At 57.5% G+C, this 23,976-nt stretch carries 24 protein-coding genes; 13 read left to right on the top strand and 11 right to left on the bottom strand.

Annotated features, from left to right (window positions below; genetic code table 11):
* Window positions 1–4: 4 nt before the first annotated feature.
* On the bottom strand, window positions 5–2,527 hold the full coding sequence (locus WBM93_RS11250) for a hypothetical protein (RefSeq protein WP_424431886.1): 2,523 nt from the start codon (window positions 2,525–2,527) through the stop codon (window positions 5–7).
* Between the two features lie 232 nt (window positions 2,528–2,759).
* Between WBM93_RS11250 and infA the strand changes: the two genes are divergently transcribed.
* From infA to WBM93_RS11220, 6 genes are all read left to right on the top strand, one after another.
* The gene (infA, locus tag WBM93_RS11245; RefSeq protein ID WP_424431884.1) at window positions 2,760–2,978 is read left to right on the top strand and encodes a translation initiation factor IF-1; all 219 of its coding nucleotides are present in this window, start codon (window positions 2,760–2,762) and stop codon (window positions 2,976–2,978) included.
* A gap of 111 nt (window positions 2,979–3,089) precedes the next feature.
* Complete coding sequence (locus tag WBM93_RS11240) at window positions 3,090–3,659, top strand: Maf family protein (RefSeq protein WP_424431882.1); 570 nt, start codon at window positions 3,090–3,092, stop codon at window positions 3,657–3,659.
* Window positions 3,652–4,650, top strand: coding sequence for a ribonuclease E/G (locus tag WBM93_RS11235; protein ID WP_424431880.1), 999 nt, complete (start codon window positions 3,652–3,654; stop codon window positions 4,648–4,650). The genes WBM93_RS11240 and WBM93_RS11235 overlap by 8 nt, the downstream gene beginning before the upstream one ends.
* A 67-nt stretch (window positions 4,651–4,717) precedes the next feature.
* Complete coding sequence (gene maiA / locus WBM93_RS11230) at window positions 4,718–5,350, top strand: maleylacetoacetate isomerase (protein WP_424431878.1); 633 nt, start codon at window positions 4,718–4,720, stop codon at window positions 5,348–5,350.
* On the top strand, window positions 5,350–7,464 hold the full coding sequence (locus tag WBM93_RS11225) for a TonB-dependent receptor (protein WP_424431876.1): 2,115 nt from the start codon (window positions 5,350–5,352) through the stop codon (window positions 7,462–7,464). Before maiA ends, WBM93_RS11225 begins: the two co-directional genes overlap by 1 nt.
* A gap of 9 nt (window positions 7,465–7,473) precedes the next feature.
* Entirely contained in the window at window positions 7,474–7,917 is a 444-nt protein-coding gene (locus WBM93_RS11220) for a MarR family winged helix-turn-helix transcriptional regulator (protein ID WP_424431874.1), read from the top strand.
* A gap of 53 nt (window positions 7,918–7,970) precedes the next feature.
* Here WBM93_RS11220 and WBM93_RS11215 read toward each other — a convergent pair whose 3' ends face one another.
* The 7 genes from WBM93_RS11215 to WBM93_RS11185 form a co-directional block, all read right to left on the bottom strand.
* Window positions 7,971–8,960 (bottom strand): type II secretion system F family protein, encoded by a 990-nt coding sequence (locus WBM93_RS11215; RefSeq protein ID WP_424431872.1) that lies wholly within the window; start codon window positions 8,958–8,960, stop codon window positions 7,971–7,973.
* 18 nt (window positions 8,961–8,978) lie between these two features.
* Entirely contained in the window at window positions 8,979–9,950 is a 972-nt protein-coding gene (locus WBM93_RS11210; RefSeq protein ID WP_424431870.1) for a type II secretion system F family protein, read from the bottom strand.
* A 40-nt stretch (window positions 9,951–9,990) separates the two neighbouring features.
* The gene (locus WBM93_RS11205; protein WP_424431868.1) at window positions 9,991–11,277 is read right to left on the bottom strand and encodes a pilus assembly protein CpaE; all 1,287 of its coding nucleotides are present in this window, start codon (window positions 11,275–11,277) and stop codon (window positions 9,991–9,993) included.
* A complete protein-coding gene (locus WBM93_RS11200) occupies window positions 11,277–11,876 on the bottom strand; it encodes a CpaD family pilus assembly protein (protein ID WP_424431866.1) in 600 nt (199 codons plus the stop codon). Before WBM93_RS11200 ends, WBM93_RS11205 begins: the two co-directional genes overlap by 1 nt.
* Window positions 11,877–11,897: 21 nt before the next feature.
* Window positions 11,898–13,523 (bottom strand): type II and III secretion system protein family protein, encoded by a 1,626-nt coding sequence (locus tag WBM93_RS11195; protein ID WP_424431864.1) that lies wholly within the window; start codon window positions 13,521–13,523, stop codon window positions 11,898–11,900.
* Complete coding sequence (gene cpaB, locus WBM93_RS11190) at window positions 13,523–14,482, bottom strand: Flp pilus assembly protein CpaB (RefSeq protein ID WP_424431862.1); 960 nt, start codon at window positions 14,480–14,482, stop codon at window positions 13,523–13,525. The genes WBM93_RS11195 and cpaB overlap by 1 nt, the downstream gene beginning before the upstream one ends.
* Before the next feature lie 74 nt (window positions 14,483–14,556).
* Complete coding sequence (locus tag WBM93_RS11185) at window positions 14,557–15,039, bottom strand: A24 family peptidase (RefSeq protein ID WP_424431860.1); 483 nt, start codon at window positions 15,037–15,039, stop codon at window positions 14,557–14,559.
* Between the two features lie 81 nt (window positions 15,040–15,120).
* On the opposite strand from WBM93_RS11185, the gene WBM93_RS11180 reads away from it, so the two are divergent.
* The 3 genes from WBM93_RS11180 to WBM93_RS11170 all read left to right on the top strand — a co-directional run bounded on the left by WBM93_RS11180 (window position 15,121) and on the right by WBM93_RS11170 (window position 17,465).
* Window positions 15,121–16,092 (top strand): alpha/beta fold hydrolase, encoded by a 972-nt coding sequence (locus WBM93_RS11180; RefSeq protein WP_424431859.1) that lies wholly within the window; start codon window positions 15,121–15,123, stop codon window positions 16,090–16,092.
* Window positions 16,089–17,204 carry an NAD(P)/FAD-dependent oxidoreductase gene (locus tag WBM93_RS11175; RefSeq protein ID WP_424431858.1) on the top strand — a complete coding sequence of 372 codons (1,116 nt, stop codon included), beginning with the start codon at window positions 16,089–16,091 and terminating at the stop codon, window positions 17,202–17,204. Before WBM93_RS11180 ends, WBM93_RS11175 begins: the two co-directional genes overlap by 4 nt.
* Window positions 17,205–17,288: 84 nt before the next feature.
* Window positions 17,289–17,465: a YegP family protein gene (locus tag WBM93_RS11170; RefSeq protein WP_424431856.1), complete on the top strand. Its 177-nt coding sequence runs from the start codon at window positions 17,289–17,291 to the stop codon at window positions 17,463–17,465.
* Here WBM93_RS11170 and rnhA read toward each other — a convergent pair.
* The 3 genes from rnhA to ispH are packed head-to-tail and all read right to left on the bottom strand — an operon-like array spanning window position 17,462 to window position 19,838.
* A complete protein-coding gene (gene rnhA, locus WBM93_RS11165; protein WP_424431854.1) occupies window positions 17,462–17,923 on the bottom strand; it encodes a ribonuclease HI in 462 nt (153 codons plus the stop codon). The genes WBM93_RS11170 and rnhA overlap by 4 nt on opposite strands.
* Window positions 17,920–18,879 carry a homoserine kinase gene (gene thrB / locus WBM93_RS11160; protein ID WP_424431852.1) on the bottom strand — a complete coding sequence of 320 codons (960 nt, stop codon included), beginning with the start codon at window positions 18,877–18,879 and terminating at the stop codon, window positions 17,920–17,922. Before thrB ends, rnhA begins: the two co-directional genes overlap by 4 nt.
* Window positions 18,879–19,838: a 4-hydroxy-3-methylbut-2-enyl diphosphate reductase gene (gene ispH / locus WBM93_RS11155; RefSeq protein WP_424431850.1), complete on the bottom strand. Its 960-nt coding sequence runs from the start codon at window positions 19,836–19,838 to the stop codon at window positions 18,879–18,881. Before ispH ends, thrB begins: the two co-directional genes overlap by 1 nt.
* A 158-nt stretch (window positions 19,839–19,996) precedes the next feature.
* Here ispH and WBM93_RS11150 point away from each other — a divergent pair, with 158 nt between their 5' ends.
* From WBM93_RS11150 to WBM93_RS11135, 4 genes are all read left to right on the top strand, one after another.
* A complete protein-coding gene (locus tag WBM93_RS11150; RefSeq protein ID WP_424431848.1) occupies window positions 19,997–20,656 on the top strand; it encodes a hypothetical protein in 660 nt (219 codons plus the stop codon).
* A 69-nt stretch (window positions 20,657–20,725) separates the two neighbouring features.
* On the top strand, window positions 20,726–22,450 hold the full coding sequence (argS, locus tag WBM93_RS11145) for an arginine--tRNA ligase (protein ID WP_424431890.1): 1,725 nt from the start codon (window positions 20,726–20,728) through the stop codon (window positions 22,448–22,450).
* A gap of 27 nt (window positions 22,451–22,477) precedes the next feature.
* Window positions 22,478–23,116 (top strand): SPOR domain-containing protein, encoded by a 639-nt coding sequence (locus WBM93_RS11140; RefSeq protein WP_424431846.1) that lies wholly within the window; start codon window positions 22,478–22,480, stop codon window positions 23,114–23,116.
* Window positions 23,117–23,227: 111 nt separating this feature from the next.
* The coding region (locus WBM93_RS11135; RefSeq protein ID WP_424431888.1) for a glycoside hydrolase family 3 N-terminal domain-containing protein at window positions 23,228–23,976 on the top strand (749 nt) is incomplete at its 3' end.

Below are 23,976 nucleotides of genomic sequence, written 5' to 3'. Positions count from 1 at the left end.
TGCGTCAAAACCGTTTCCTGAAATCAATTTCGACATAGCGCCCGACCGGATCGACAAAACCGCGCTGGTAGCTGAGCGGGATCAGGCCGTTGCCGTCGCGGACGGTCTGGATATCGTCGAAGACATTGTCCATCCTGAGCGCAATCCGGCTGCCTTTGAGGAACGGAATCTTTTCGGTCAGACTGCCGCGATCATCGAGGTTGATAAACATCCGCAGGTTGAGCGTCGTCAGGTCGGAAAAGCGCAGGTCGGAACCGGTCAGCCCGCCATTGACCCGGGTAGCGACCTGATGCTTGCCGTCAACGCGGAAGCCGATGCCATTGTTGAACCAGCCGCCATTGATCTCGAACTCGTGTCGCGGGCTGCCGCCGGTTGAACCGATCGCCGAACCATTGAGCAGATCCAGCTCGTCGATGCCGGGACGGATCTGGATGCGGTCTTCGAGGCGGATGGTGTGATAGGCGGAAAGCTGCCAGCGCCCGCCTCTCGGACGGCCGCCGGCTCCGCGACCGCCACTTGGCGGACCTGATCGTGCAGCTGTTCCACCTTCAGTTGCCCCGCTCTCAGGAGTTCCGTCTTGCGGCGGCTTTTCACCTTCCGGCTGACCGGCAGGCGCTTCTGGCGCGGATCGTCGCGATGCTGCGCCCGGTCCGCCTCTGCCACCGCCGCGCTGCTCGCCAAAGCGCTTTGAAAAATCGATGCCGTAGCGGATCCGTTCGCTGCTGACATTGGCATAGTTGACCGGGCGACGGTCAATCGCGATCAAGCGGCCATTGGCATCGCGGGTTACCCGGTCGGGGAAGGCTGCCTCGATTTCCGGAGTCAGCAAGGGGAAGCTCGATGCGACATTGGTGCTGTTGTTGCGGAAATATTCGCCGAGAAAGGTCATCCCGTCGAGCCATTCCGGGCGATAATTGACGGCCAGCTTGATATCCCGCCTGGTTTCGGCGGGTAGTGCCAGATTTCCTCCGGTGGTGATCGCCGCCAGCACGGTTTCGCCGTTGGTGAAATCAAAGACTGTAACATCCGGGGTGATGATCACGGGGTTGCCCAGCTGGGCGATGCTCGGCGCAGCTTCTTCACCGATCGCCGAGGCAGAGAAGACCAGCCCGTCAAACGGCTCCCAGTTAAGACCAAAGCCAAATTCCACAAGACCGCCGAAGTCGGACAGGTCGGCGTAGCCGAGATTGCCGTTGATCGACAGCTTGCCGATGGCTTCGGTGACATCGATATTTTCATCGGCCAGCGGGATATCGATATTGATCCCGGTGCTGAGTTCATCGCGGCTGAGGTCGGTGAGGGTGCTGATCCCGCTCCGCGTTTCCCGGCTGTTGAGATCCTCCCGGTCATAGCCCGCGCGGATGGTAGTGGTGACGGTGCCAGAGGGCAGGTCGAGCAGGCTGCCGGAGAGCGTGGCAAGATTGGTGATGGTCTGATCGACCACGCGGGCGGTGTCGGTGACAGGGGCGCCGAGCAATGTCCCGAAATCGACCGCCAAGGGATCGACCGTACCCGCATCGATCGCTGCCTGCAGCACGCTGGTATCGCCGGACCGGCCGGTATCGGTATCAACCTGCTCGCGCGTGTAATCGCTGGTCAGCGACCAGCGCCAGTCGGCAAGCGTGCCGTTGAGCGTCAGTCCCGCTTGTGCTGTATTGCTTTCCTGTACCCGGTGGAGCGGGCCATATTGGGTGAAATAGCGGAATAGCGGATCTCCGGCGACCTCCAGGGTGCCATTGGGCAGTCCGAGAAGCCCGTCGGATTTGTCGTATATATAGCCGCCGTTCAGCGATAGAGACATGCCATTGTCGAAGTTCCGGCTGTAATTGGCATTGAGCTCCACATTGTCCGATGGCGCGACCAAAGTGCGGAATTCTCCCAGATTGACCAGATCACCCGCGGCACCCTGTATGATGTCCCGTTCGCTCTCGGTTATCGCGGTATTATTCTGCCATTCCAGATTGATATTGACCCGGCTGTTCCTGCCGATGCGGGTGACTGTGGTTTCGACTTCGGACCGGCCCTGCGCGCCGCGCGTCGGAACGCCATATTCCACCGAGGTGCTGACCCCGGTATAATTGTCCTTGAGGATGAAATTGATCACCCGTTGGTCCGGTCGATAGCCATATTGCAATGCCAGCTCTTCGGGGAATACCTGCACAGTCCGGATTGCTTCGGGTGGCAGGTCGCGGATTTCCCGGAATCCGGAAGTGCGCTGTCCATTGATCAGCACAATCGGTCGTCCGCTGCCGCGTCCGCGGCTCGAGCTGGTCTGCGAAGAAATCGCCTCGAGCAGATCCTGAACCGACGAAGCACCGTAACTGGCAATATCTGCTTCGCTGAGTTCGACAACCGGCGCTAGTTCGGTGACGACGGCACCGCGCGGCCGTTCTGCCGTGACAACGATTTCTTCATCGGGATAGTCCGAATCTGAATCGGTGATTTGGGCGGCGGCAGGTGCTGAGAGCAGCATGCTTGCCAGAACCAGGGGAGAGGAGGCGGACAGCAATCGTGGGGAAGTAATCATGATCGGGTTCAATAGCTCTGGACAGGGGAAAGAGAAGATGTCCGAAATGCCATGTAAGACGCGCTAGGGGTATATTTTCTTTGTATTAAATTGTCGCAGGAGCAATGCTGCCTTGGCATATATGTTATGATTTTCGGGAGATGCAGCTAATCCTTCCCTTTTTGGACATTTGCCGTTATGGCGCACTGCAACACGCGGGATTGCCGCGATACTAGGGAAAATGCACCGCAATATGGCAAAAGAAGAACTGTTGGAAATGAAGGGGATGATTCGCGAACTGCTCCCCAACGCCATGTTCCGGGTCGAGCTGGAAAATGGCCACGAGATTCTGGGACATACCGCTGGAAAGATGCGCAAAAACCGCATCCGTGTACTGGTTGGTGATGAAGTGCTCGTCGAGCTCACCCCCTATGACCTGACCAAGGGTCGTATCACCTATCGCTTCAAGTGACATAGTGCCGTACGTCCTGAGCCTGTCGAAGGACAGCTATCGGCACGCGGCATATTGTGGCACAAGGCTTCGGCAAACTCAGCCCGAACGGTTTAGAGGACGTTGCCTCCCATGAAACTCGTCCTCGCCTCATCGAGCCCGCGTCGTCTGGAACTGCTCGGCCGTCTCGGCGTCACACCCGACAGGATCATCTCACCCGATATTGACGAGGCCCCGCACAAGAGCGAGTTGCCGCGCGACTATGTCTTGCGCATGGCGCAGGAAAAGGCCGCCGCTGTTGAACGCAATGATCAGGAAGTTCTGGTCGCAGGAGACACTACGGTTGCCGTGGGCCGCCGGATATTGGGGCAGGCCCGCGATGCGGCGGAACAGCGCAAATTCCTCGAACTGGTCAGCGGGCGGCGGCATCATGTGATGTCGGCGGTTTGCGTGATTGCAGCCGACGGCACGGCGAGGACCAAATTGTCGGACAGTATCGTCAAATTCAAGCGTTTCGAGACCCGCGAGATCGAAGCCTATATCGCCACCGGCGAAGGCCAGGGCAAGGCTGGCGGCTATGCGATTCAGGGGCAGGCAGAAGCCTTTGTCACCTGGATGTCGGGAAGCTACAGCGGAATCATGGGTCTACCATTATATGAAACCCGCAATCTGCTGATCAGCGCGGGCTATCCCCTTGGCTGATTTCGCAAATGGCTGGCTTTACGAAGCCGGGATCGGCGAAAACCGCGCCATGCGGCTGGATGATGACACGCTTGCGCAAATACGGGTCGAGCGCGCTGATGGAAGCGCAAGGGCCGGTGCGGTCGTCGATGCGACATTCACCCGGCAATGGGCCGCAGGGAGATCCGGGATCGTGACTTTGCCTGACGGGCAAGAAGCCTTGCTGCAACCGCTCCCCAAGGGACTGACCGAAGGTTCCACGATCCGGGTGGTCATCGTTCGCGCGGCGATAACCGAGCGCGGCGGGCAGGCCAAGCGCGCCAAGGCGCAACCCGCCGATATCGACGGCATATTGGGCGACGGTCCTGACTTGCTGGCAGAAATCACCGCATCCGGCCTTCCGGTCAAACAGGTCCACGCCCATGAAGTGGATCATTTCGCGCAGCATGGCTGGCACGAAGCAATCGAACAGACAGAAACCGGACAAATCGATTTCGAGGGCGGGAGCCTTATCGTTTCGCTGACGCCAGCGATGACGGTGATTGACGTCGACGGGCCGCTGGCATCGTTTGAACTGGCAAAGCGGGCAGCGAATGAAATCGCTCTGGCTTTGGTGCGGTTCGACATATCCGGCAATATCGGTATCGATTTCCCCACGCTCGAAGCCAAGGCAGAGCGCGCCGCAGCCACCGCTATCTTCGACGAATGTATGACAACAAATTGCGAGCGCACGGCGATCAATGGCTTTGGTTTCATGCAGATTGTCAGCCGCAAGGTCCGGCCATCGGTGCTGGAAATCATGCAGGCCAGTCGCTCGATCAATGCCGCGCTGAAACTGCTGCGGCAGGCGGAGCGGGATCGCGGCAAAGGTGCCATGCGGCTGGTGATGCATCCTGCGGTGGCGAACAGGATGAAACCGTCGCTTTTGGAGGAATTGGCAAAGCGGATGGGGCGTCCGGTGTCGATTGAATCGCGCGGTGATATTTCGATCGATGCGGGTTCGATAGCCTGAACTTCTCCGCTGAAGCGGGACGATAGCAAAGCTTGCATTTCAGCCGGGCAATCGTCAAAGCCAGCGCATGACCGATATTATTCTCTACGACTATTGGCGCAGCTCGGCGAGCTACCGGGTGCGCATCGCGCTCAACCTCAAGGGCGTTGCCTATACCGCAGTAAACACAAGTCTGCTCGACGGCGATCAAAAGGCGCCGGATTATGTCGCGCGGAACCCGCAGGGTTTTGTGCCGATGCTGTCGATTGACGGGCATGATCTGACCCAGTCGCTGGCGATTATCGACTATCTCGATGCAAAATATGACGACCCGCCGATGGTTTCCAGCGATCCGCTGGAGCGGGCTACCACGCTCGCGCAGGCAATGGTCATCGCGGCGGATATCCATCCGGTCAACAATCTGCGGATATTGAAATATCTCAAGAATGAACTGGGGCAGGATCAGCAAGCCGTCGATGGCTGGTACCGACACTGGGTCGAAGAAGGCTTCGTCGCTCTCGAAGCGATGGCGCCGGAAACTGGTCTGTTCGGCGGCGTGCAACCCAATCTTGCCGACGTCTGTCTGGTCCCTCAAATGTATAACGCGCGGCGGCTTGATACGGACTTGAAAGCCTTTCCCAAACTCGTACGGATTGACGCCGCATGCAACAAAATCGAGGCGTTTCAGAAAGCGGCTCCGGAAGCGGTGAAGCCAGCATAATGGAAAAATCGATTTTGGCGCTGCCGTTACTGGTCCCGTTCTGCTTGGCGAGTGTTCCTGCCTGGGGGCAGGTTCACGCCGGCAATGACGAAGCCCAAATCGTTATCGCCGATATGCTTTTGCCCGAGATTATTGTTACCGGACTGCCAGCTTCGCGGGGCGATAAAGCTTATAGCGCGACCGATGTCTCGCTCGATTCGGCACAAACGGTCGAAAACACGTTGCGTGATGTACCCGGACTTCAACAATTCCGCCGGTCCGATGCACGCTCTGCCAATCCAACCAGTCAGGGTGTGACGCTGCGCGGACTGGGCGGCAATGCGTCGTCCCGCGCGCTGCTGATACTGGATGGTGTCCCGCAAGCCGATCCCTTCGGTGGCTGGGTCGCGTGGCCCGGCTATGATGCGCTTGCGCTCAATAGCGCCAGAATTACACGTGGCGGCGGCAGCGGTGCCGACGGACAGGGCGCGATTTCCGGAACCATCGAATTGTTCAGCGACAATGTCGGTGACCGGATCGAACTGGGCGCTGCCTATGGCAGCCGCAACAGCGTCGACGCCGATCTGCTTTTTGGCCGCGAACTCGGGCAGGGACAGCTGACCATTTCCGCTAATTATGCACGTGGTGACGGCTTCATTCCGATCATCGAAGGCCAGCGCGGTTCGGTCGATCGCCCGGCAGAATATGAACAGGCCGGTCTTGCTGTCCGCTTTGTCGCGCCGCTGTCCGACAATGTAGAATTGCAGACCAATGTCCGCGCCTTCACCGATGATCGCGAGCGCGGATTTGCGTTTAGCGAAAACCACAATGACGGCGCGGATGCCAGCATCCGGCTGGTCGACCGCACATCTGACTGGCAATGGTCGGCTCTCGCCTATCTCCAGATCCGCAATTTCGATGTCAGCTTTGGCGGCGTCGATGATGATCGCAATGCGGTCAGCCGCGTATTCGAACAATTTAACGTGCCATCCACCGGTCTTGGCGCGCGCTTTGAGGTACGACCTCCGGTTGGTGACGATGTCGAACTGCGTATCGGTGGCGACTGGCGCCGGACCGAGGGGATCACCAACGAGAATTTCTTCTTCGCCGACAATGACACTCCGCGTCGTAGCCGCAGGGCAGGTGGCAGCACAGCGACCTATGGCGGTTTTGTCGAAGCCAGTGTGCAGGCGAGCGACGCGCTGGTCCTGACCGGTGGCGGACGGATCGACTTCTGGTCGATCGACAATGGTTTCCGCCGCGAAATCGAACTGATCAATCCTGTTCCGGGCGCCGTCCGTAGCGACGAGGTGTTTGCCAGCCGCAGCGGCGGTGAATTCACTGGACGCGGTGGTTTTGCCTTTGACGCGACCGATATGCTCACCTTGCGCGGCGCGGCCTATCTCGGCTGGCGTCTGCCGACATTGAACGAGTTGTTCCGGCCTTTCAGGGTCGGCGCCGATGCGACGGCAGCCAATGAACTGCTCGAACCCGAGCGGGTCAAAGGCGTAGAGCTCGGGCTCGACTGGGATAATGGAAATATAAAGCTGGGCTTCACCGCCTTTTACAATCAGCTGGATAACGCGATTGCCAATATAACGCTTGCAAACGGTCCGGGACTGTTTCCGGGCGTCGGATTTGTCGGGGCGGACGGGACTTACAGTCAACGCCAGAATCTGGAGGCAATCAAATCCAGAGGCGTCGAAATCGACGCCGAGTTCGATCTCAATGAACTGGCTGACGGCCTGACATTACGCGCCGCCTATTCCTACGTCGATGCCGAGGTCAACGGTACCGGGACTGCAACCGCGATCGACGGTTTGCGACCGGCCCAGATCCCCAGGCATAACGCGTCGGGGTCCATCCGCTGGGAAGGCGATAACGGCACCGGAGCAAGCCTGTCGGCACGCTATACCGGACAGCAGTTCGAGGATGATGTGAATGTGCTCAGCCTGGCCGACGCGTTCACGATCGATGGTCGCATGGCAATTGCCGTCAGTGACCGGCTGCTGGTCGAAACACGGATTGAAAATCTTCTCGACACTCGCGTAGAGGCTGCGATCAGCAGCAACGCAATTATAGAACGCGCCTTTCCACGGACATTTTGGATTGGACTTCGCGCCAAAATTGAATAAATATTACTTATGACCTTTCGTCTTGATGATTTTCTGCCCTACCAACTATCGACGGCTTCCAATGCCGTCAGTGACCTGATTGCGCGCGAATATAAGAGCCGCTTTGGTCTCAAAATTCCGGAATGGCGGGTGATGGCTGTGCTGGGTTCCCGCGGCGCTTCGACCCAGCGGCATCTGGTTGAGGCGACATTGATGGACAAGGTGACCGTCAACCGGGCAGTAAAGAATCTCGTCGATCGCGCCTTGCTCGACCGCAGCCCCAACAGCGCCGACGGCCGGTCCCATCATCTGTTGCTGAGCACCACGGGACGCGACCTCTATGACCAGATAATGCCCGCCGCGCAGGCCATGGAAAAGAAAGTCATGGCGGTGCTCGGCGCGGATGAGAAAATCGAACTGGCCGCCATGCTGGCGAAGATAAAGAAATCGGCTGACGCCATCGCGGCGGAATGAAAAAGAGCGGCAGGGGACTGCCGCTCTCTTGGTTTTTTGAAGTTTGTTTCCCGTTACAACATGGCATCGGAGATCGAGCAGGCCGCAGGACCGAGAATCACGATGAACAAGGTCGGCAGAATGAACATGATCAGCGGGATCGTCATAATGGCCGGCAAGCGCGCTGCTTTTTCTTCCGCGCGCATCATCCGGTCGTTGCGGAATTCTGCCGAGAGAACCCGCAGGGAGGACGCCAGTGGTGTACCGTATTTTTCGGTCTGGATCATTGTTGTCACCACGCCTTTGACATGGTCAAGAGCCACGCGATAGGCGAGGTTTTCAAACGCCTGACGCCGTTCCGTAAGGAAGCCCAGTTCGATCGAAGTCAGCGAAAATTCATCGGCCAGCTCCGGATAAGCGCTGCCGAGTTCTTTGGAAACCCGGGCAAAGGCGGTGTCGACCGTAAGGCCTGCTTCCGCACAAATCACCAGCAGATCGATGGCATCGGGCAGACCTTTGCGGATCAGGTCGGTTCGTTTGGAGATCAGGTTGTTGAGATATAAATCCGCGCCCTTGTAGCCGAGAAGCGTCGCACCGGCGAACACTCCAAAGCGTTTTATGTCGGACCAGTCGGCGAGATAGTCAAAACCGTATATGGCCAGCGCTGCGCCACCACCCAGGAGGATCGGCAAAACAAGCCGGCTGAAAATGATGACAAAGGCCAGATCCTTCGAACGGATACCGGCTTGTGCCAGTTTCTGCTGCGCTTCCTTGACCTGGGTATCCTGCAATACCTGCATCGACGACAGCATATTGCGCATGCGGTCCGTCGTATCATTTTGCTGTACCAGTTTTGCCCGTTTCTTGGTGGTCGAGGCGGTGATGCCAGCCTTTAACTGTTCACGGCGCTCGTTCAGCGCCTTGACCCGTTTGGCCATCGGGTCGCGCACTGTGACAGCGGCGTAGATTGCAAAGAATACTGCCGTTGCCGCGACAGCCGCCAATATTGTCGCCACCCACAGGACGTCTACGCCCATTAATGTTGGTCCGCCGCCGGTTGTCATTTGACTTGCACCTTCACTTTAAATCTCGAAATTGACCATTTTGGCCATGATGAACACGCCAATGCTCATCCACACCAGCCCGCCCATGCCGGCGATGATCAAACGTTCTTCGTAGAAAAAACCGGCCAGATATGTCGGGTTCACAGAGTAAACCAGCCCGAACACGATGAATGGCAATGACCCCACGATATAGGCAGATGCCTTGGATTCAGAGGACATGGCCTTGATCTTGAGCTTCATCTGTCCGCGTTTGCGCAGTACCTCGGCCAGGTTAGACAGGGTCTCGGCAAGGTTGCCGCCGGTCTCGCGCTGAATTGCCAGCGTGATGCAGAAGAATTTGAATTCCGGCGTTTCCATGCGTTTTGCGCTTTCCTGAAGCGCGTCTTCCATCGTCTGGCCGATCTTGATCCGGTCGACGACCTTCTGGAATTCCTCGCCAACGGGTCCGCCGATTTCCTTGGCGACGACGCCGATTGTTTCGGTGACCGGCAAGCCTGAACGCAGACCGCGGACGAGCAGCTCGATGGCATCGGGAAAGGAAGCGGTAAATTTGGCAACCCGGCGGTTGATCAGGAATCCGACAATGAAATGCGGCAATCCGGCACCGGCGAAAAGGCCGACTGCTACAGCCAGTAGAAGAGGAGCGCCTTTGAGCATCAGCAATCCGAACAGGATCACAAAAATTCCGCCGACCGCGTAGAAAAAATAGGACAGCGGCCAGCGCTTGCCTGTTTTCTCCAACCGGATTGCCAGAATCTCCATCTTGGTCATGGTTTCGCCCTTGGGGCGCGTAGTTTTGCGCCGCGCAGAGAGCGCTTTTTTCATTTGTGCCTCGACCTGGACGTTGGCGCTGTCGGAATGGCGATATTTGACTTTGTCGAGCCGACGCGTCTTTGCCTGGGCCACTGATGGGCCGACGAATGCAAACAGGATCAGCAGCAACACCGCTAGAACACCAGCACCCAATATCGCAATTTGCATCATACCCATAGTCTAATTCCTTTTAAGCTGAAGAACGTTTGCACCTGCTTCAGACTTTAGGAGCCTCTTCCTTGATTTTCTTCGACGGGAGAAATGACTTCAGTTCGCCAAGCTTGCCCATGAACGATTGTTTGTCACCGGCTTCGCCGTCGTCGTCGCTACCCTCTACGGAACCGAGCACGAGATTGGTCAACTCGACAATTTTGGCCGAGGCTTTGCTCGACTTGCCGGCTTCGACCAGTGCTTGACCCAATTTGGCAGATTGCGCTGCAGTTTTGGCATCATAGGGAATAAGGATGTCGATCTTGCGCTCGATGGAGCTTTCGAAATCCTGACGGCTGATTTCCAGATTGCTGGATTGCACCTTGTTGGCAACGACATAGACCTTGCTCTGGGCAGCGTGAGATTTCAGCCAGGACAGCAAACGGATGCAGTCGCGGGCCGAAGCCAGAGTCAGTTCGGTTGCGATGATCGTCGCGTTCACATCGCCGAGGAGATGCGGATAGTTGATCAGCATGTCGCGTGGCAAATCGATTACGGTGCAATCGAAGGCCGCACGGAATTCTTCCTGTAGCTGGAAGAAAGCGGTGCCGTCGGTCATCATCGGCGAGTTGATCGGTGCTTCCGCCGAAAGCAGCGACAATTTGTCGTTGGCCTTGATCATGGCGCGTTCAATGAACAGGCCATCGATCCGGCTGGGATTATCAATTGCATCGGTAAGACCGCGGCCAGGTTCCAGGTCCAGCGAAAGCGCACCGGTTCCAAAATGGACATCGAGATCGAGCAACGCGGTCAGGCGTTCCTTCTCCTGGCTGAGCAACCAGGCGAGCGAAGTGGCAATGGTTGAAGCTCCAACGCCACCACGGGTACCGATCACCGCGGTTGAAATATGCGTTTTCTCTGTTTGCCCGTCATCGTGTTTCGGAGCGTTGAGTACCGCTTGCGCCTGGGATAATACATCACGCAGCTGGTCCGGTGTGAAGGGCTTCAGAAGATAGTCCTGCAAGCCGCTGACAATCAGGTCGCGATATAGGCGCACGTCATTGACCTGGCCCATGGCAATCACAACCGTACCCGGTTCGCAGACCTCGGCCAGCGAATTGATATCGTTTAATGGATCGCCCGATTCCGACAGGTCGACCAGCAAGATATTGGGGCTGGCAGACACGGAAAGGGTTTGCACGGCATTGCGCAGCCCGCCCATGTTACATTTGTCGCCTGCCCAACCCATTTCTTCAACTACCGGGCGAAGCATGTCCAAGGTATCGTCATCGCATACAAATCCGGCAAACGGATCTCGTCCACCGATCGAGCCTGGTTTAAAGGGAGCGTTCATTATTGTCCTCCAACTTTCTTGTCGCGATAGGCTCGAATAGCTTTGGAAGCTTGCGCCTGATCTTCACCTGGGGCGTTTTTGCCGCGGATCAGATCATCCGGATCGGCAACCATTGCGGCCAGGGTACTGTTCGTTCCGCAACCATAATTGGCGCTCGTGCGCGCCTGAAAATCCGTGTGACTGCGATGACTGAAATCGGGGCATCCCGGCACCGAAGCCGAAGTCCGCGACACAACAACCCGCATCAAGCCAGCCGGAACATAACCTTCGGTAACCGGCGCTTTTTCGCTGACCAGCAGACCATAGCGAGCGACAATGGCTTCGACAGCGTTCTTGGCCACGGTGCTTGCAGCATAGCCTGGATCATCGATCGCAACGCGATCACCATAGCCAAGTTCAAGAGCGTCAAACCAGCCGGAGAGCCGGTTTTGCTCCGATGAAGACAAGCCGCCGTTGCCGGCGCTCAGGTCCAGCACATAGTCCGTTCTGGAAACAACTGGCTGGCGTTCGCTATAGACGCTGCGGTTCGCGGTGGTGCTGCCACAAGCTGCAACCGAGAGCCCGAGGGCGGTAGTTAGTGCCATTGAAACGATGCGCATGATCTGTTCTCCTGATCGGGCTTATTTGTCGAAGCTGAAACCGGGAGCTGCACTGCCGGATTTCTTGGGTTTCTGGGCTGATTTGGCCGGAGCTGGCGGTGCCAGGCTGCCGAAGGTCTGTCCTTCGGGTGCAGTTGGCGCGAGACTCGGTTTTGGTCGATCGCCGCCGGAACCGGAATGATTGCGGTTCATCAGGAACCGTTCTGCATCATTGGCGGCCTTGAAGCCGTCGGTGGGCAGCACGATCTCGCTGTCGCTTACCGGTTTTACCAGATAAGGGGTAACGACGATCATCAGCTCGGTTTCGTTGCGGCGATAACCGTCGGACTTGAACAATGAACCGAGGATCGGAACATCAGCAAGGCCCGGTGTCTTGTCGATAGCCGAGTTGTACGTATTCTGCATCAGGCCCGCGATCATGAAGCTTTCGCCCGATCCCAGTTCGACAGTAGTCTCGGCCCGTCTGGTGGAAACCGCAGGAATACTGAAGCCGTTCAGGATGACCGCACCATTGCTGGTAATTTCCGAAACTTCCGGTGCGACGCGGATCGAGATCCGGCCGTTGGAGAGCACGGTTGGCGTGTAAGACAGGCTGACACCGAAATTCTTATATTGAACGGAAACTTCGCCCAGTCCGGTAGAAATTGGAATGGGGAACTCGCCGCCAGCAAGAAACGTTGCGGTTTCGCCCGATATAGTGGTCAGATTTGGCGATGCCAATGTGCTCACCAAACCGACCCGTTCCGAAACATCAAATGCGGTGGCAATGTCGATGCCGAAAAGGCGGCCCGCTGCTTGTATGGTGTTGAGGCCGGCTCCCGCAGTCGTGTTGAACTGTGTTCCGCCCGGAGTCACGAACTGGCCGGTCGACGGATTGAACGGAAGGGAAATCGAGCCTGCCGGCAAGCCGAACAGCTGCGATGCGTCCAGATTGGGGAAGCCCGCTGTATTGAAATCGGTGATCGAGCCGAAATTGCGGCCGCGCGAAACACCGAACTGAAAGCCACCGGTTGTATCCCGGGTCAAAAGGTTGCCGTTTATCTCTTTGGCCAGCGATCGGCTGACTTCCGCAAACCGGACCTTCAGGTTGACCTGCATCGGGGTTGCCGTTTTCAGGCGGCTGACGACACGCGTGCCGTCACCGACAAAAGCCTGCACCAGATTTTCCGCTTCTTCCGCATCACTCGGATTTGCGATGGTCCCGGTTAGCAAAACGAAATTATTTGTCGTGCTGACCGCGATGTTTGCTTCCGGCATTGCCAGGCCAAGCATCTGGTCAATCGAAGAAATTTCGGCACCAACCGCAACTTCAGCGGAGTAGACAACTTTGCCGGAGGCGCTGGTTGCATAAAAGCTGGTCTGGCCGCCTTTTTTCCCGAAAATATAGATCTGACGCGGTGACCGTACCTGGACATCGGCAATGCTATTCTCGGCAATGAAGATATCTTCAATCGGAGCGGGCAGGGTGATCAGCTTGCCACGGCCAACCGCAATCGAAATGCGGCTATCCGGCTGTGACACATTGACAGATTGGGCGTTCAGCGGAGTCGCGTTGTTGGCAGCGAGGGCCAGGGCGAGGGCGGCAGCTACGGCAGCGCCCATTGCCTTTTTCACCGAACGGCTATGCTGTGCATATACTACGGCCATTACTTGTCTCCAAACTCGATTTCATCGACCGAATTGCCACGTGCAACGCGGACTACCGGACCTTTAGGTTTCTCCTTCTCGGCCAGCGGCGGAGGTGAACGCGTTTCAAAGCGCGATACGTCTCCTCCGGTCGAGAAGGTTGATTTTGTGCTGCTTGGTCGCGCAGCCAGCGAACGGATCATGTCGGCTTCAAGCACCGGGTCGTCCGTTTTCGGCAGTTTGATCGCTCCAGAGGCAATGGCTTCTTCCAGCTCGGCGGCGCTGTCTGCCAGCGAACGCAAAGACAGGCTCAAAGTACCTAAAGTCTGGGCGACCGAGATCTGCTCGGCGATTTTCGGGGTGGCTTCCAGGGTAACCAGTTTTGCTTTCTTGGCGACCTGTTGACCTTCTTCGTTCGTGGATGCGGTTACCCGGTTATCGGTGGCCAGCACCCGCAGGTTGCGGATCACGGTTTCCGAAACCTTGAGTTCGGGACCTTCACCCTTAACCGACTGGGTCAGCATCAAATCGACCCGGTCACCCGGGAATACGAAGCCGGCGACACCGGTCAGTCCCGATACAGGAATGGTGACTGCGCGCATTCCGGGGCCGAGCGCAGCGGCAAGGAAGCCGCGATCACCAGGCGCAACGAGCGAGCCTTTGGTCATCGGCTGGCCGGCAGTGATCGGATTGCGCACCACGGTGCCGACAAGCGTTTCAATATCGGTGCCTTCCTTCATGAAATAGACTTCTTCAATCAGGTTTTTCGGCCAGGGCTGGAATCGGAAGCTGTCGGGCGTGATAATTGTGCCGACCGGAAGCGCGCGAGTTGCGACGAGGACTTCCTCACCAAGCACTTCGGCTTTCCTTGCCTCCGCTTGCGGCGCTGAGGCACCGTCAAACATGTTCTTGGCGAGCAAGGCCGTGACTGCTGCCACGATCAGTGCGCCAACCAGCAAAATGATCTTCTTCTTGTCCATGACGTCTCACGCCTCCTGAATGCCCCCGCCCGAATGGTTCCATTGGCGGTCATTTCCTCTTTCGAGTAAATTGGTTAAAATATCGTTTGTGATCTTTGCCCCACAATGCCCCAGATGGTCCAAAGCCCCGAAAAGGCGATGGCAACACCATAGGGAACCTTCAATGGACCATCGGTCTTTTGGATTCTCTTGCCGATCATCATTAACAGCGTCAGCACGCCCCCGGCGATCGACATGATCACCAGCAGTTCGAGAAACGTCAGCCAATGCATCCACAAAGCAAGGGCTGTCAGCAGTTTGACGTCGCCTCCGCCCATCGCACCGATTGCGAACATTGCGGCAAATATGGTAAATATGATGGCAGCCAAACCAATTTGTCCGACCATTTCCGGCCAAAACTCCATGCCGGTGGCGATCCAGAAGAGCGGTGCACCGACAGCAATGCCCAGATTCAGCCAGTTTGATATATGGCGGCTTTTGATGTCTGTGATGGTGGCGACGATCAGTGCAATTGCCAATCCGCCCCAGAGCAAGTAGATGAAGGTTTCATTATCCATGGACAGACCGTCTAGCTAATTTGCCTTACCAAATAGTAACCACGATTCCCGGAGCGGTTCTTATTTTCCGACACTGTGACAATGACAAAGCGTGATGTGACAGCCTCGCAGGCTGAGCGCTTTGATCGCCGGTCGATTCCGGAAGGCGCAATAGAACAGATCTGGATCGGACCCGATGACTGGAAATTCAGGCAATTGGACTGGCGGCAGGACAGGCCGAGAGGTTCGCTCTTGTTCATGACCGGGCGCGCAGACTTCTACGAAAAATATCTGGAAACATTTCACGATTTTCACGCGCGCGGTTGGAACGTAACCACTGTCGACTGGCGCGGGCAAGGGGGTTCGGGGCGTTGTGGAGCACATCCGCATGTCGGTCATATCGATGATTTCGCGACATGGGTGGGTGATCTGGCGGCGCTGTTTGATCAATGGCGCGCCAGCCATCCCGGACCGCATATTGTGCTTGGCCACAGCATGGGCGGACATTTGGTGCTGCGGGCGCTGACCGAGAAACTTATTCATCCCGATGCCGCCATATTGAGCGCGCCGATGCTTGCCCCGGCCGGCGGCGGCATGCCCGAATGGACGGCACAATTGATCGCCAGGATCATGTGCGTCGCCGGTCGCGCCGAACGGCGTGCATGGAAACCGATAGAAAATCCACTGGAACCCTACGTCCCCCGGCAGGGCTTGCTGACCCATGACGCTGACCGGTATTCGGACGAGTTTTTCTGGTTCCGGGAGCGCCCCTTCGTACGACTGGGACCAGCGAGCTGGCGCTGGGTCGAACGGGCTTATGCTTCGACCAGAATATTGCGGAACCGGCGCAGGCTGATGGGGATGGATATCCCGACTCTTATATTGGCGACATCAACCGACGAACTCGTCGATCACCCGACCATCGAACGCGCGGTCCATCTGATGCCGGAGGCCGAGATGAAGCTGTTCGGTCCGGAATCCGCCCATGAGATATTTCGGGAAGTGGACGATGTCCGCGATGCCGCGCTTGACGCCTGTTTTGCTTTTCTCGACCGGGTGGCCCCCCAAAAATGACACAGTTTGACGTTGTCATAATCGGTGCCGGGATAGCCGGAGCCAGCATCGCCTCGGAAATCGGCGCGGATCGTTCGGTTCTGCTGCTCGAAGCCGAAGATCATCCCGGCTATCATTCTACGGGTCGCTCAGCTGCTTTCTGGACCGAAACCTATGGCGGCCCTCGCGTTCAGCCACTGACGTCCGCGTCACGGGCCTTTCTGGACAATCCGCCGACCGATTTTTCGCCGTCCGGATTCCTGCGCCCTCGCGGCGCGGTCAATGTCGCCCGGGAAGACCAGCAAGGTCTAGCCCAACAGTTTCTTGACGATTTCGCCGACAGCAATCTGGCCATGGACCACTGGTCCTGGGAACAGGCAAGATCCCTTGTTCCCGATCTGAAGCCGATATGGAATCATGTAGTCTATGAGCCGGACTGCTGTGACATCGATGTTGCTGGCCTTCATGGGGCCTATTTGAGAGATGCCAGGCGCAAGACCGTGGATATGGTCTGCCGGGCACCGGTTACCCAGATCCAGAAAACGGATCACGGCTGGGAGGTGGTCGCCGGGAGTGAACGCTACCACGCGACGGTGCTGGTCAATGCCGCCGGTGCCTGGGCGGATTCTATCGCCCGTCTGGCAGGCGTAAAACCGATCGGTATCCAGCCGTTAATCCGCAACATGGTCCAGATCGAAACCGACCCGCCTTCATCGCCGGACATGCCGCTGGTCGTGGGCCTGGATGGCAGTTTCTATTTCAAACCGGAATCGGGTGGCAGCTATTGGCTCAGTCCGCACGACGAAATTCCGTCCGAGCCCGGCGATGTGGCAGCGGACGAATTGAGCATTGCGATCGCCATCGACCGGTTTGAAAAAGCTGTGGATGTGCAGGTCAAGCGGGTCAGCCGGAAATGGGCCGGCCTGCGCAGTTTTGCTCCGGATCGCTTGCCGGTGATCGGTTTTGATTCGGCGGCCAGCGATTTCTTCTGGTTCGCCGGGCAAGGTGGTTTCGGAATCCAGACCGCCCCGGCGGCGGCGAAACTGGCCCGTTCGATTCTGCTCGGCCAGGCGGCCGATGAAAGCCTTCACGCTGTCGATGCCAGGCTTTACGCGGCTTCGCGCTTTTCCTAGGAAACAACGTTTTACAACCGGATCGTTGCGCTACCGGTCTGAGGGTCTATGTTTCTGGCCACTCGAGAAAAGGAGAGCATCGAAATGGCGCACAAGTTTGAAATCTGGAAGGACAAGAAAGGCGAGTTTAGGGTTCGCTTCAAATATAATAGCGAAGTGATTTTCTCGACCGAAGGCTATTCCAGCAAGGCCAGCGCCAAAAACGCGATAAGCTCGATCCTGAAAAACGGACCTAAAGCTGACATCGAAGACAATAGCTAGTCATTGTGATTGCTGCGGGCGGCTTCAATAGCAGCGTCGCTCGCCAATTGATCGGCGCGCTCGTTGTCTGGGTCGCCATTATGGCCTTTGACCCAGTGCCATTCGATCTGGTGGCGCTCGACCGCCTTTAACAGATCCTGCCAGAGATCCGCATTTTTGACCGGTTTTCTGGCGGCGGTCCGCCAACCGTTTTTCTGCCAGCCAAAAATCCATTTGGTAATCCCGTCTTTCACATAGGTGCTGTCGATCGACAGCTTCACCTTGCAGGGCCGGGTCAGCGCGTTGAGCGCCTCGATCGCAGCGCGCAATTCCATGCGGTTGTTGGTCGTATCCGGCTCGCCACCTGAAATTTCCTTTTCCTTGTCACCAAGGCGGATCAATGCACCCCAGCCACCCGGCCCGGGATTGCCCTTGCACGCGCCATCGGTCGCGATCTCCACGGTTTGCGTTTCGGTCATGGTTTGAAAATATCCGGGTGGGTTTGATAATATTGCAGCCGTTCGAGAAAGGCCTGGGGATCCTTGCGGGTCACCAGCGCATCGGCGGGGGTATTGATCCAGTCATAGGCCCGCGTCAGCAGGAACCGAAGCGCCGCGCCGCGAGCAAGCAAGGGAAGGGCTTGTCGTTCGGCGTCGCTGAGCGCGAAGGCTGAAACATATCCGGCGATCAAAGCTCGCGATACGGCATCGTGAAAATCCGTGCCATCGTCGGAAAAGCACCAGGCCGCGTGAGTCACCGCCAGATCATAAGCGCGGATATCGGTACACGAAAAATAAAAGTCGATCAGGCCTGTGACCCGGTCACCGAGCATCAGCACATTGTCGGGGAAAAGATCGGCATGGATAGCGGATCGGGGCAGGGCGTTCGGCCAATATTGATCGAGATGATCGAGTTCTCGCACAATCGCCTCGGCCAGGCCGGGGGCAATCTGGTCGAGCTGCGCGGGGCCGCATTGTTCCGCCAGTGACCGCCAGCCATCATGATCGAGAATATTGCGCCGTTCCGGCCTGAAATCCGCAAGCGCTTTATGCATGTCCCCCAATGCATGACCCGTCGCACGGGCTTGCGCCGTCGTGGGGTGACTCACCGATACGCCGGGAAGAAATTTTATCAGGCAGGCGCTGCGCCCGCAGAGTTTCTGGACTTTCTCGCCGTCGCGGTCGGCGATCATTGGCGGCACGAGGCAGCCCTGGGCCGCCAGATGATCGAGCATCGCGATAAAAAACGGCAGGTCAACCGGATCGACCCGCTTCTCGTATAGGGTCAGAATGAACCGGTCCTGCGTGGTTTCCAGCAGATAGTTGCTATTCTCTACGCCTTCGGCAATCCCTTTGGCGGACACCAGAGTGCCGACGTCGAAACGGGTCAGGAACCGGCCGATTTCCTCTGCGCTGACCTTCGTATAGACCGCCATCAGGCCGCTTCGAGACCGCGGGGCAGTTTGAAGACCATATTCTCGTCGGCGGTCTTCACCTTTTCCTCTCTGATTTCGAAATGTTCTTCCAGCAGTAGCTTGACTTCTTGCACCAGAATCTCGGGAGCCGAGGCACCTGCGGTCAATCCCAGCTTGTTGATGCCGGCCAGCCAGGCCAAGTCGATTTCATCGGCGCGCTGGATCAATCTGGCTGCAGCACCTCCGCGTTCGGCGACTTCTACAAGGCGCAAGCTGTTCGAGCTGTTCGGAGCACCGATGACTAGCACGAGTTCGCACGATTTTGCCATTTCTTTCACCGCATCCTGACGGTTGGAAGTGGCGTAGCAAATATCCTCGCCTTTCGGTCCGACAATGTTGGGAAAGCGCAGTTGCAGTGCATCGACGATGGCGCGCGTGTCATCGACCGACAAGGTCGTCTGGGTCAGAAAAGCGAGTGATTCCGGATCCTCCGGCCGCAGCGCATCTACATCGGCGAGCGTTTCCACCAAAGTCATCCGGCCTTCTTCGACCTGACCGAAGGTACCGATGACCTCGGGGTGGTTGGCATGGCCCACGAATATGATATGGCGGCCCGCTTCGGTTTGTCGTTCAGCCTGACGATGCACCTTGGACACCAGGGGGCATGTCGCATCGAGATATTCCAGCCCGCGCTCTTCGGCTTTATGCGGCACTGCCTTGGGAACGCCATGAGCAGAAAATACCACCGGGACACCGTCCGGTACCTCGTCCAGCTCTTCGACAAATATCGCACCCAGCTTCTTCAATTCATCAACCACATAGCGGTTGTGAACGATTTCGTGCCGGACATAGACCGGTGCACCATATTTTTTAATCGCCAGTTCGACGATTTTTATAGCCCGGTCGACGCCTGCACAAAAGCCGCGAGGCGTTGCCACAAGCAAGTCAATCTGCCGTTTTTGCTTATCCGAATGAATCATGTTCAAGTCCTTAGGGAATAACTGCAGCGGCGAAAAGCCCGTCTGTTCATCTTATGGACGGTTGCACCGCCTTAAAGGCACAGATAAGGGTTGCGAGATTTTTATCGGTGCGCATGAAGCCTATGTGTGTTGCCCGTGACCAAAGGCAAGGATTGAGAATGATGGCGAATGGCCGGTTGAAAAAAATAATATTGGCGGCGGTCACGGTTTTGGCTGTCAGCGGATGTGCCAGAGAAGGCGCGCTTGACGTCAGCTCGGGCGTTGGTGTTTCGGTAATCCGGACGGGTTGTCCTGCGGTCGCGGTTCCCGACCATACCGGTGACATCACCATTTTCGATCCGGTGAACAGCACCGATGCAAGTGCCATCGATGTGGTCGCGAACATCACCAATGTCCGGCCGACCTGCAACAGCGAAGGCGCGCGGATTTATACAGAAGCGGCTTTCGACATCCGTGCCGTGCGGAGCCGTCCGACCGGTGCGCGCACGATTACCGTCCCCTATTTCTCTACTGTGGTTCAAGGCGGCACTGCGGTGGTCGCCAAGCGAATCAAAACTGTGACGCTGCAATTCGCCGACGGCGACTATCGTGCGACTGCTTCGGCCAAGGCCGGGGCCTATGTCGACGCCTCAGCCGCACGTTTGCCGGAAGATGTGATCGAACGCCTGACCCGCAAGCGCAAGGCCGGAGACCCCGATGCGGCGCTTGATCCGCTGGCCGATCCAGCCATTCGGGCGGCTGTTGCACGGTCTTCTTTCGAGCTGCTGATCGGTTTTCAGCTTACCCAGGCACAATTGCAATATAACGCCACCCGATAGGGTAGCCTGAATTGACGAATAATCGCGCCCGATCAACCCGGGCCTTTTTTCCTATGACGAATTGAGCCAATCATGCTGTTCCAGATTTTTCAGAAACATATTGATGCTATTTTGGATGACCTAACCGCAGCCGGGGTTTTGCCGGCCGGTATTGACCGTTCCAATGTCACTCTGGAGCCGCCTCGCGACCCGTCGCACGGCGATCTGTCGACCAACGCCGCCATGGTCTTGTCAAAAGCCGCCGGCATGAAGCCACGCGATCTGGCGGAAAAAATCGCGGAAAAACTGGGCACGCTCGACGATGTGCAATCGGTTGATATTGCCGGTCCCGGATTTATCAACCTGCGGGTTGCTGCACCCGTTCTGGTCGGCGAACTGCTGGAAATCGCCCGACTGGGTTCGGAATATGGGCGCTCGGACAAGGGCAAGGGCATCACCGTCAATGTCGAATATGTATCCGCTAATCCAACCGGCCCGATGCACATGGGCCATTGCAGGGGTGCGGTTGTCGGCGATGCGCTGGCCGATTTGCTGGAGGCTGTCGGTCACAAGGTGATCCGCGAATATTATGTCAATGATGCCGGCTCGCAGGTCGCCACGCTCGCCCGTTCGGCGCATTTGCGTTATCGCGAAGCGCTCGGTGACGATATTGGCGCGATACCCGAGGGACTCTACCCGGGCGACTATCTGAAGCCGGTCGGTGAAGCTTTGGCCGCCGAATTTGGCGCTAAATATAAAGATGCCGCAGAACCCGAATGGCTGCTGATTTTCCGCAAGGCGGCGGTTGCCAAGATGATGGATATGATCCGCTCGGATCTCGCCCTGCTCGGCATCCGGCACGATGTTTTCTCTTCCGAAGCCGAGCTGCATGCTGCGGGCAAGGCGGACGCTGCCGAAGCGGAGCTGCGGTCCCGCGATCTGGTCTATGACGGGGTGCTGGAGCAACCCAAGGGCAAGGTGATCGAGGACTGGGAAGCGGTCGAACTGCCGCTGTTCCGGTCGACGCAATTTGGCGATGATCAGGACCGCCCGATCAAGAAGTCCGACGGAAGCTGGACCTATTTTGGTGGTGATCTGGCCTATCATTTTGAAAAAGCGCAAACAGCAGACGAGCTGATCGATATCTGGGGCGCTGATCACAGCGGGACCGTTAAACGGATCAAGGCTGCGGTCGCGGCGCTGACCGAAGGCAAAACCAAATTTGATGTGAAGCTGGTGCAGATGGTGCGGTTGCTGCGCAACGGCGAGCCAGAAAAAATGTCCAAACGCTCGGGTAATTTCGTCACCATCGCCGATATGGTCGAGGAAGTCGGCAAAAATGCCGTGCGTTTCACCATGTTGATGCGCAAGGCCGATGCCCAGATGGACTTTGATTTTGCCAAGGTGATGGAGGCGTCTCGCGACAATCCTGTCTTCTATGTTCAATATGCCCATGCCCGCATCCAGTCGACTTTGCGCAAAGCGGCGGACGAAGGCATTTTGCCGTCAGCCGACGGTCTGGACGGGTTGGGCGAAGAGGAACTCGACCTGGTCAAGATGGCGGCGCAATTCCCGCGGATTGTCGAATCCGCGGCGGCTTCGCGCGAACCGCACCGAGTCGCATTCTATCTGAATGACCTCGCGGCCGCTTTTCACGCCTTTTATAATCTGGGCAATGACCGGCCTGAGAAGCGGATCATAATGGTTAACGACCCGGAAACGACATCGGCAAGGCTTTTCTTAGCCAAGAATATCGGGCAGACTATCAAAAACGGCCTTGCTCTGATGGGCGTCGAGGCCGCAGAATCGATGTGATTAGCCCTTTGGCTTATGGAGCGTAAAATGTCAGACACCACTCGCGATAATCTTGATCTGGACGACGATGACCGTCTGCCGTGGCTGGAATCAGCCGAAGATTATGACGATGACGGAGAATATTCTCCGGTCCGGGTGGCGCTGTTCATCGGTGCCGGCTTGCTGTTGCTGGCGGCGATCGTTGGCGGCATTTACTGGCTGCAGAACCGCGACGGCGGCGGGCTCGACGGCAATGGCGAATTGATCGCGGCGCAGGAAGGCGACTATAAGGTCCGTCCCGATGATCCGCAGGCGCGGCAATTTGAAGGCGAAGGCGATGCCAGCTTCGCGGCCAGCGAAGGCAAGGACACGCCGGCGCAATTGGGCGGTACCGTGCAAACAGAAGCACCGATTCGCAAGCCCGACGCTGCACCCGCGTCAGAAAGCGCGGGCACGGCCCTGGTCCAGCTTGGCGCCTATAGTTCGGCGAGCCTCGCGGATGGCAGCTGGTCTGGCTATGCGCGGCGGTTTGAATCGATCGGCGCGCTCCCGAAGAAAATTCTTCGCGGCACCGTTGACGGCGGGACGATTTACCGGCTGAACGCGGTCGCCCCAAGCTATGAGGCGGCCCAGCAATTGTGTAATAATCTCAAGGCCGCGGGTGAAAGCTGCCTCGTCGTTCGCTAGTTCGGGACGAAATATGGTTGAAGCGCTGTGGATAACGGCGCTTTCGCCTTTACCCCGCTCCGAAACGGCGCAAGTATAAGATATGTTGCGTGAGAAAAAATTCCCATGGCTATGACACCGGCGGTTTTTGGATTGACGGGCCTGAGCCTGACCGCTTCCGAGAAGGCGTTTTTCCGCGAAAGCGACCCGGCGGGCTATATCATTTTCGGCCGCAACATTGAAAGCAAGACCCAGCTAAGGGCGCTGACCGACGAGCTGCGCGCGATCCATGGCCGCGATGATCTGGCGATCCTGATCGATCAGGAGGGCGGCCGTGTGGCGCGGATGCAGGAGCCCATCTGGCCCAAATTCCCCGCCGGTGAAGTCTTCGACAAGATCTATGATATTGCCCCGGCAACCGCGATTGAGGCGGCGCGTCTCAATGCGCAGGCGATTGCGGTCAGCATGCGGGAAGTTGGCATTACCGTCGACTGCCTGCCGCTGCTCGATGTCCGCCAGCCGGACGCCAATAATGTCATCGGTGACCGCGCTCTGGGCAGCGAACCGATGCGGGTCGCGGCTCTCGGCCGTGCAATCCTCGACGGTCTGCAGCGCGGCGGCGTGGTCGGTGTGGTCAAACATCTACCTGGCCATGGCCGGACGAGTGTTGACACGCACAAGGCCTTGCCGACGGTGACCGCCAGCGACGAAGAGCTGCAAGTGGACCTCGCTCCTTTCCAGACGCTGAACAAGGCTGTGATGGGGATGACCGGGCATTTATTGTTTACCGCTTGGGACGCAGAGACCCCGTCGACGCTGTCGAAAACTGTGGTTCAGGATATCATCCGCGACCGGATCGGCTTTGATGGCCTGCTGTTCAC

Source organism: Parasphingorhabdus sp., assembly GCF_049667325.1.
Taxonomy (GTDB): Bacteria; Pseudomonadota; Alphaproteobacteria; order Sphingomonadales; family Sphingomonadaceae; genus Parasphingorhabdus.
Note: the sequence above shows the minus strand (reverse complement) of the source record. Positions and strands in the feature narration are given on the sequence as shown.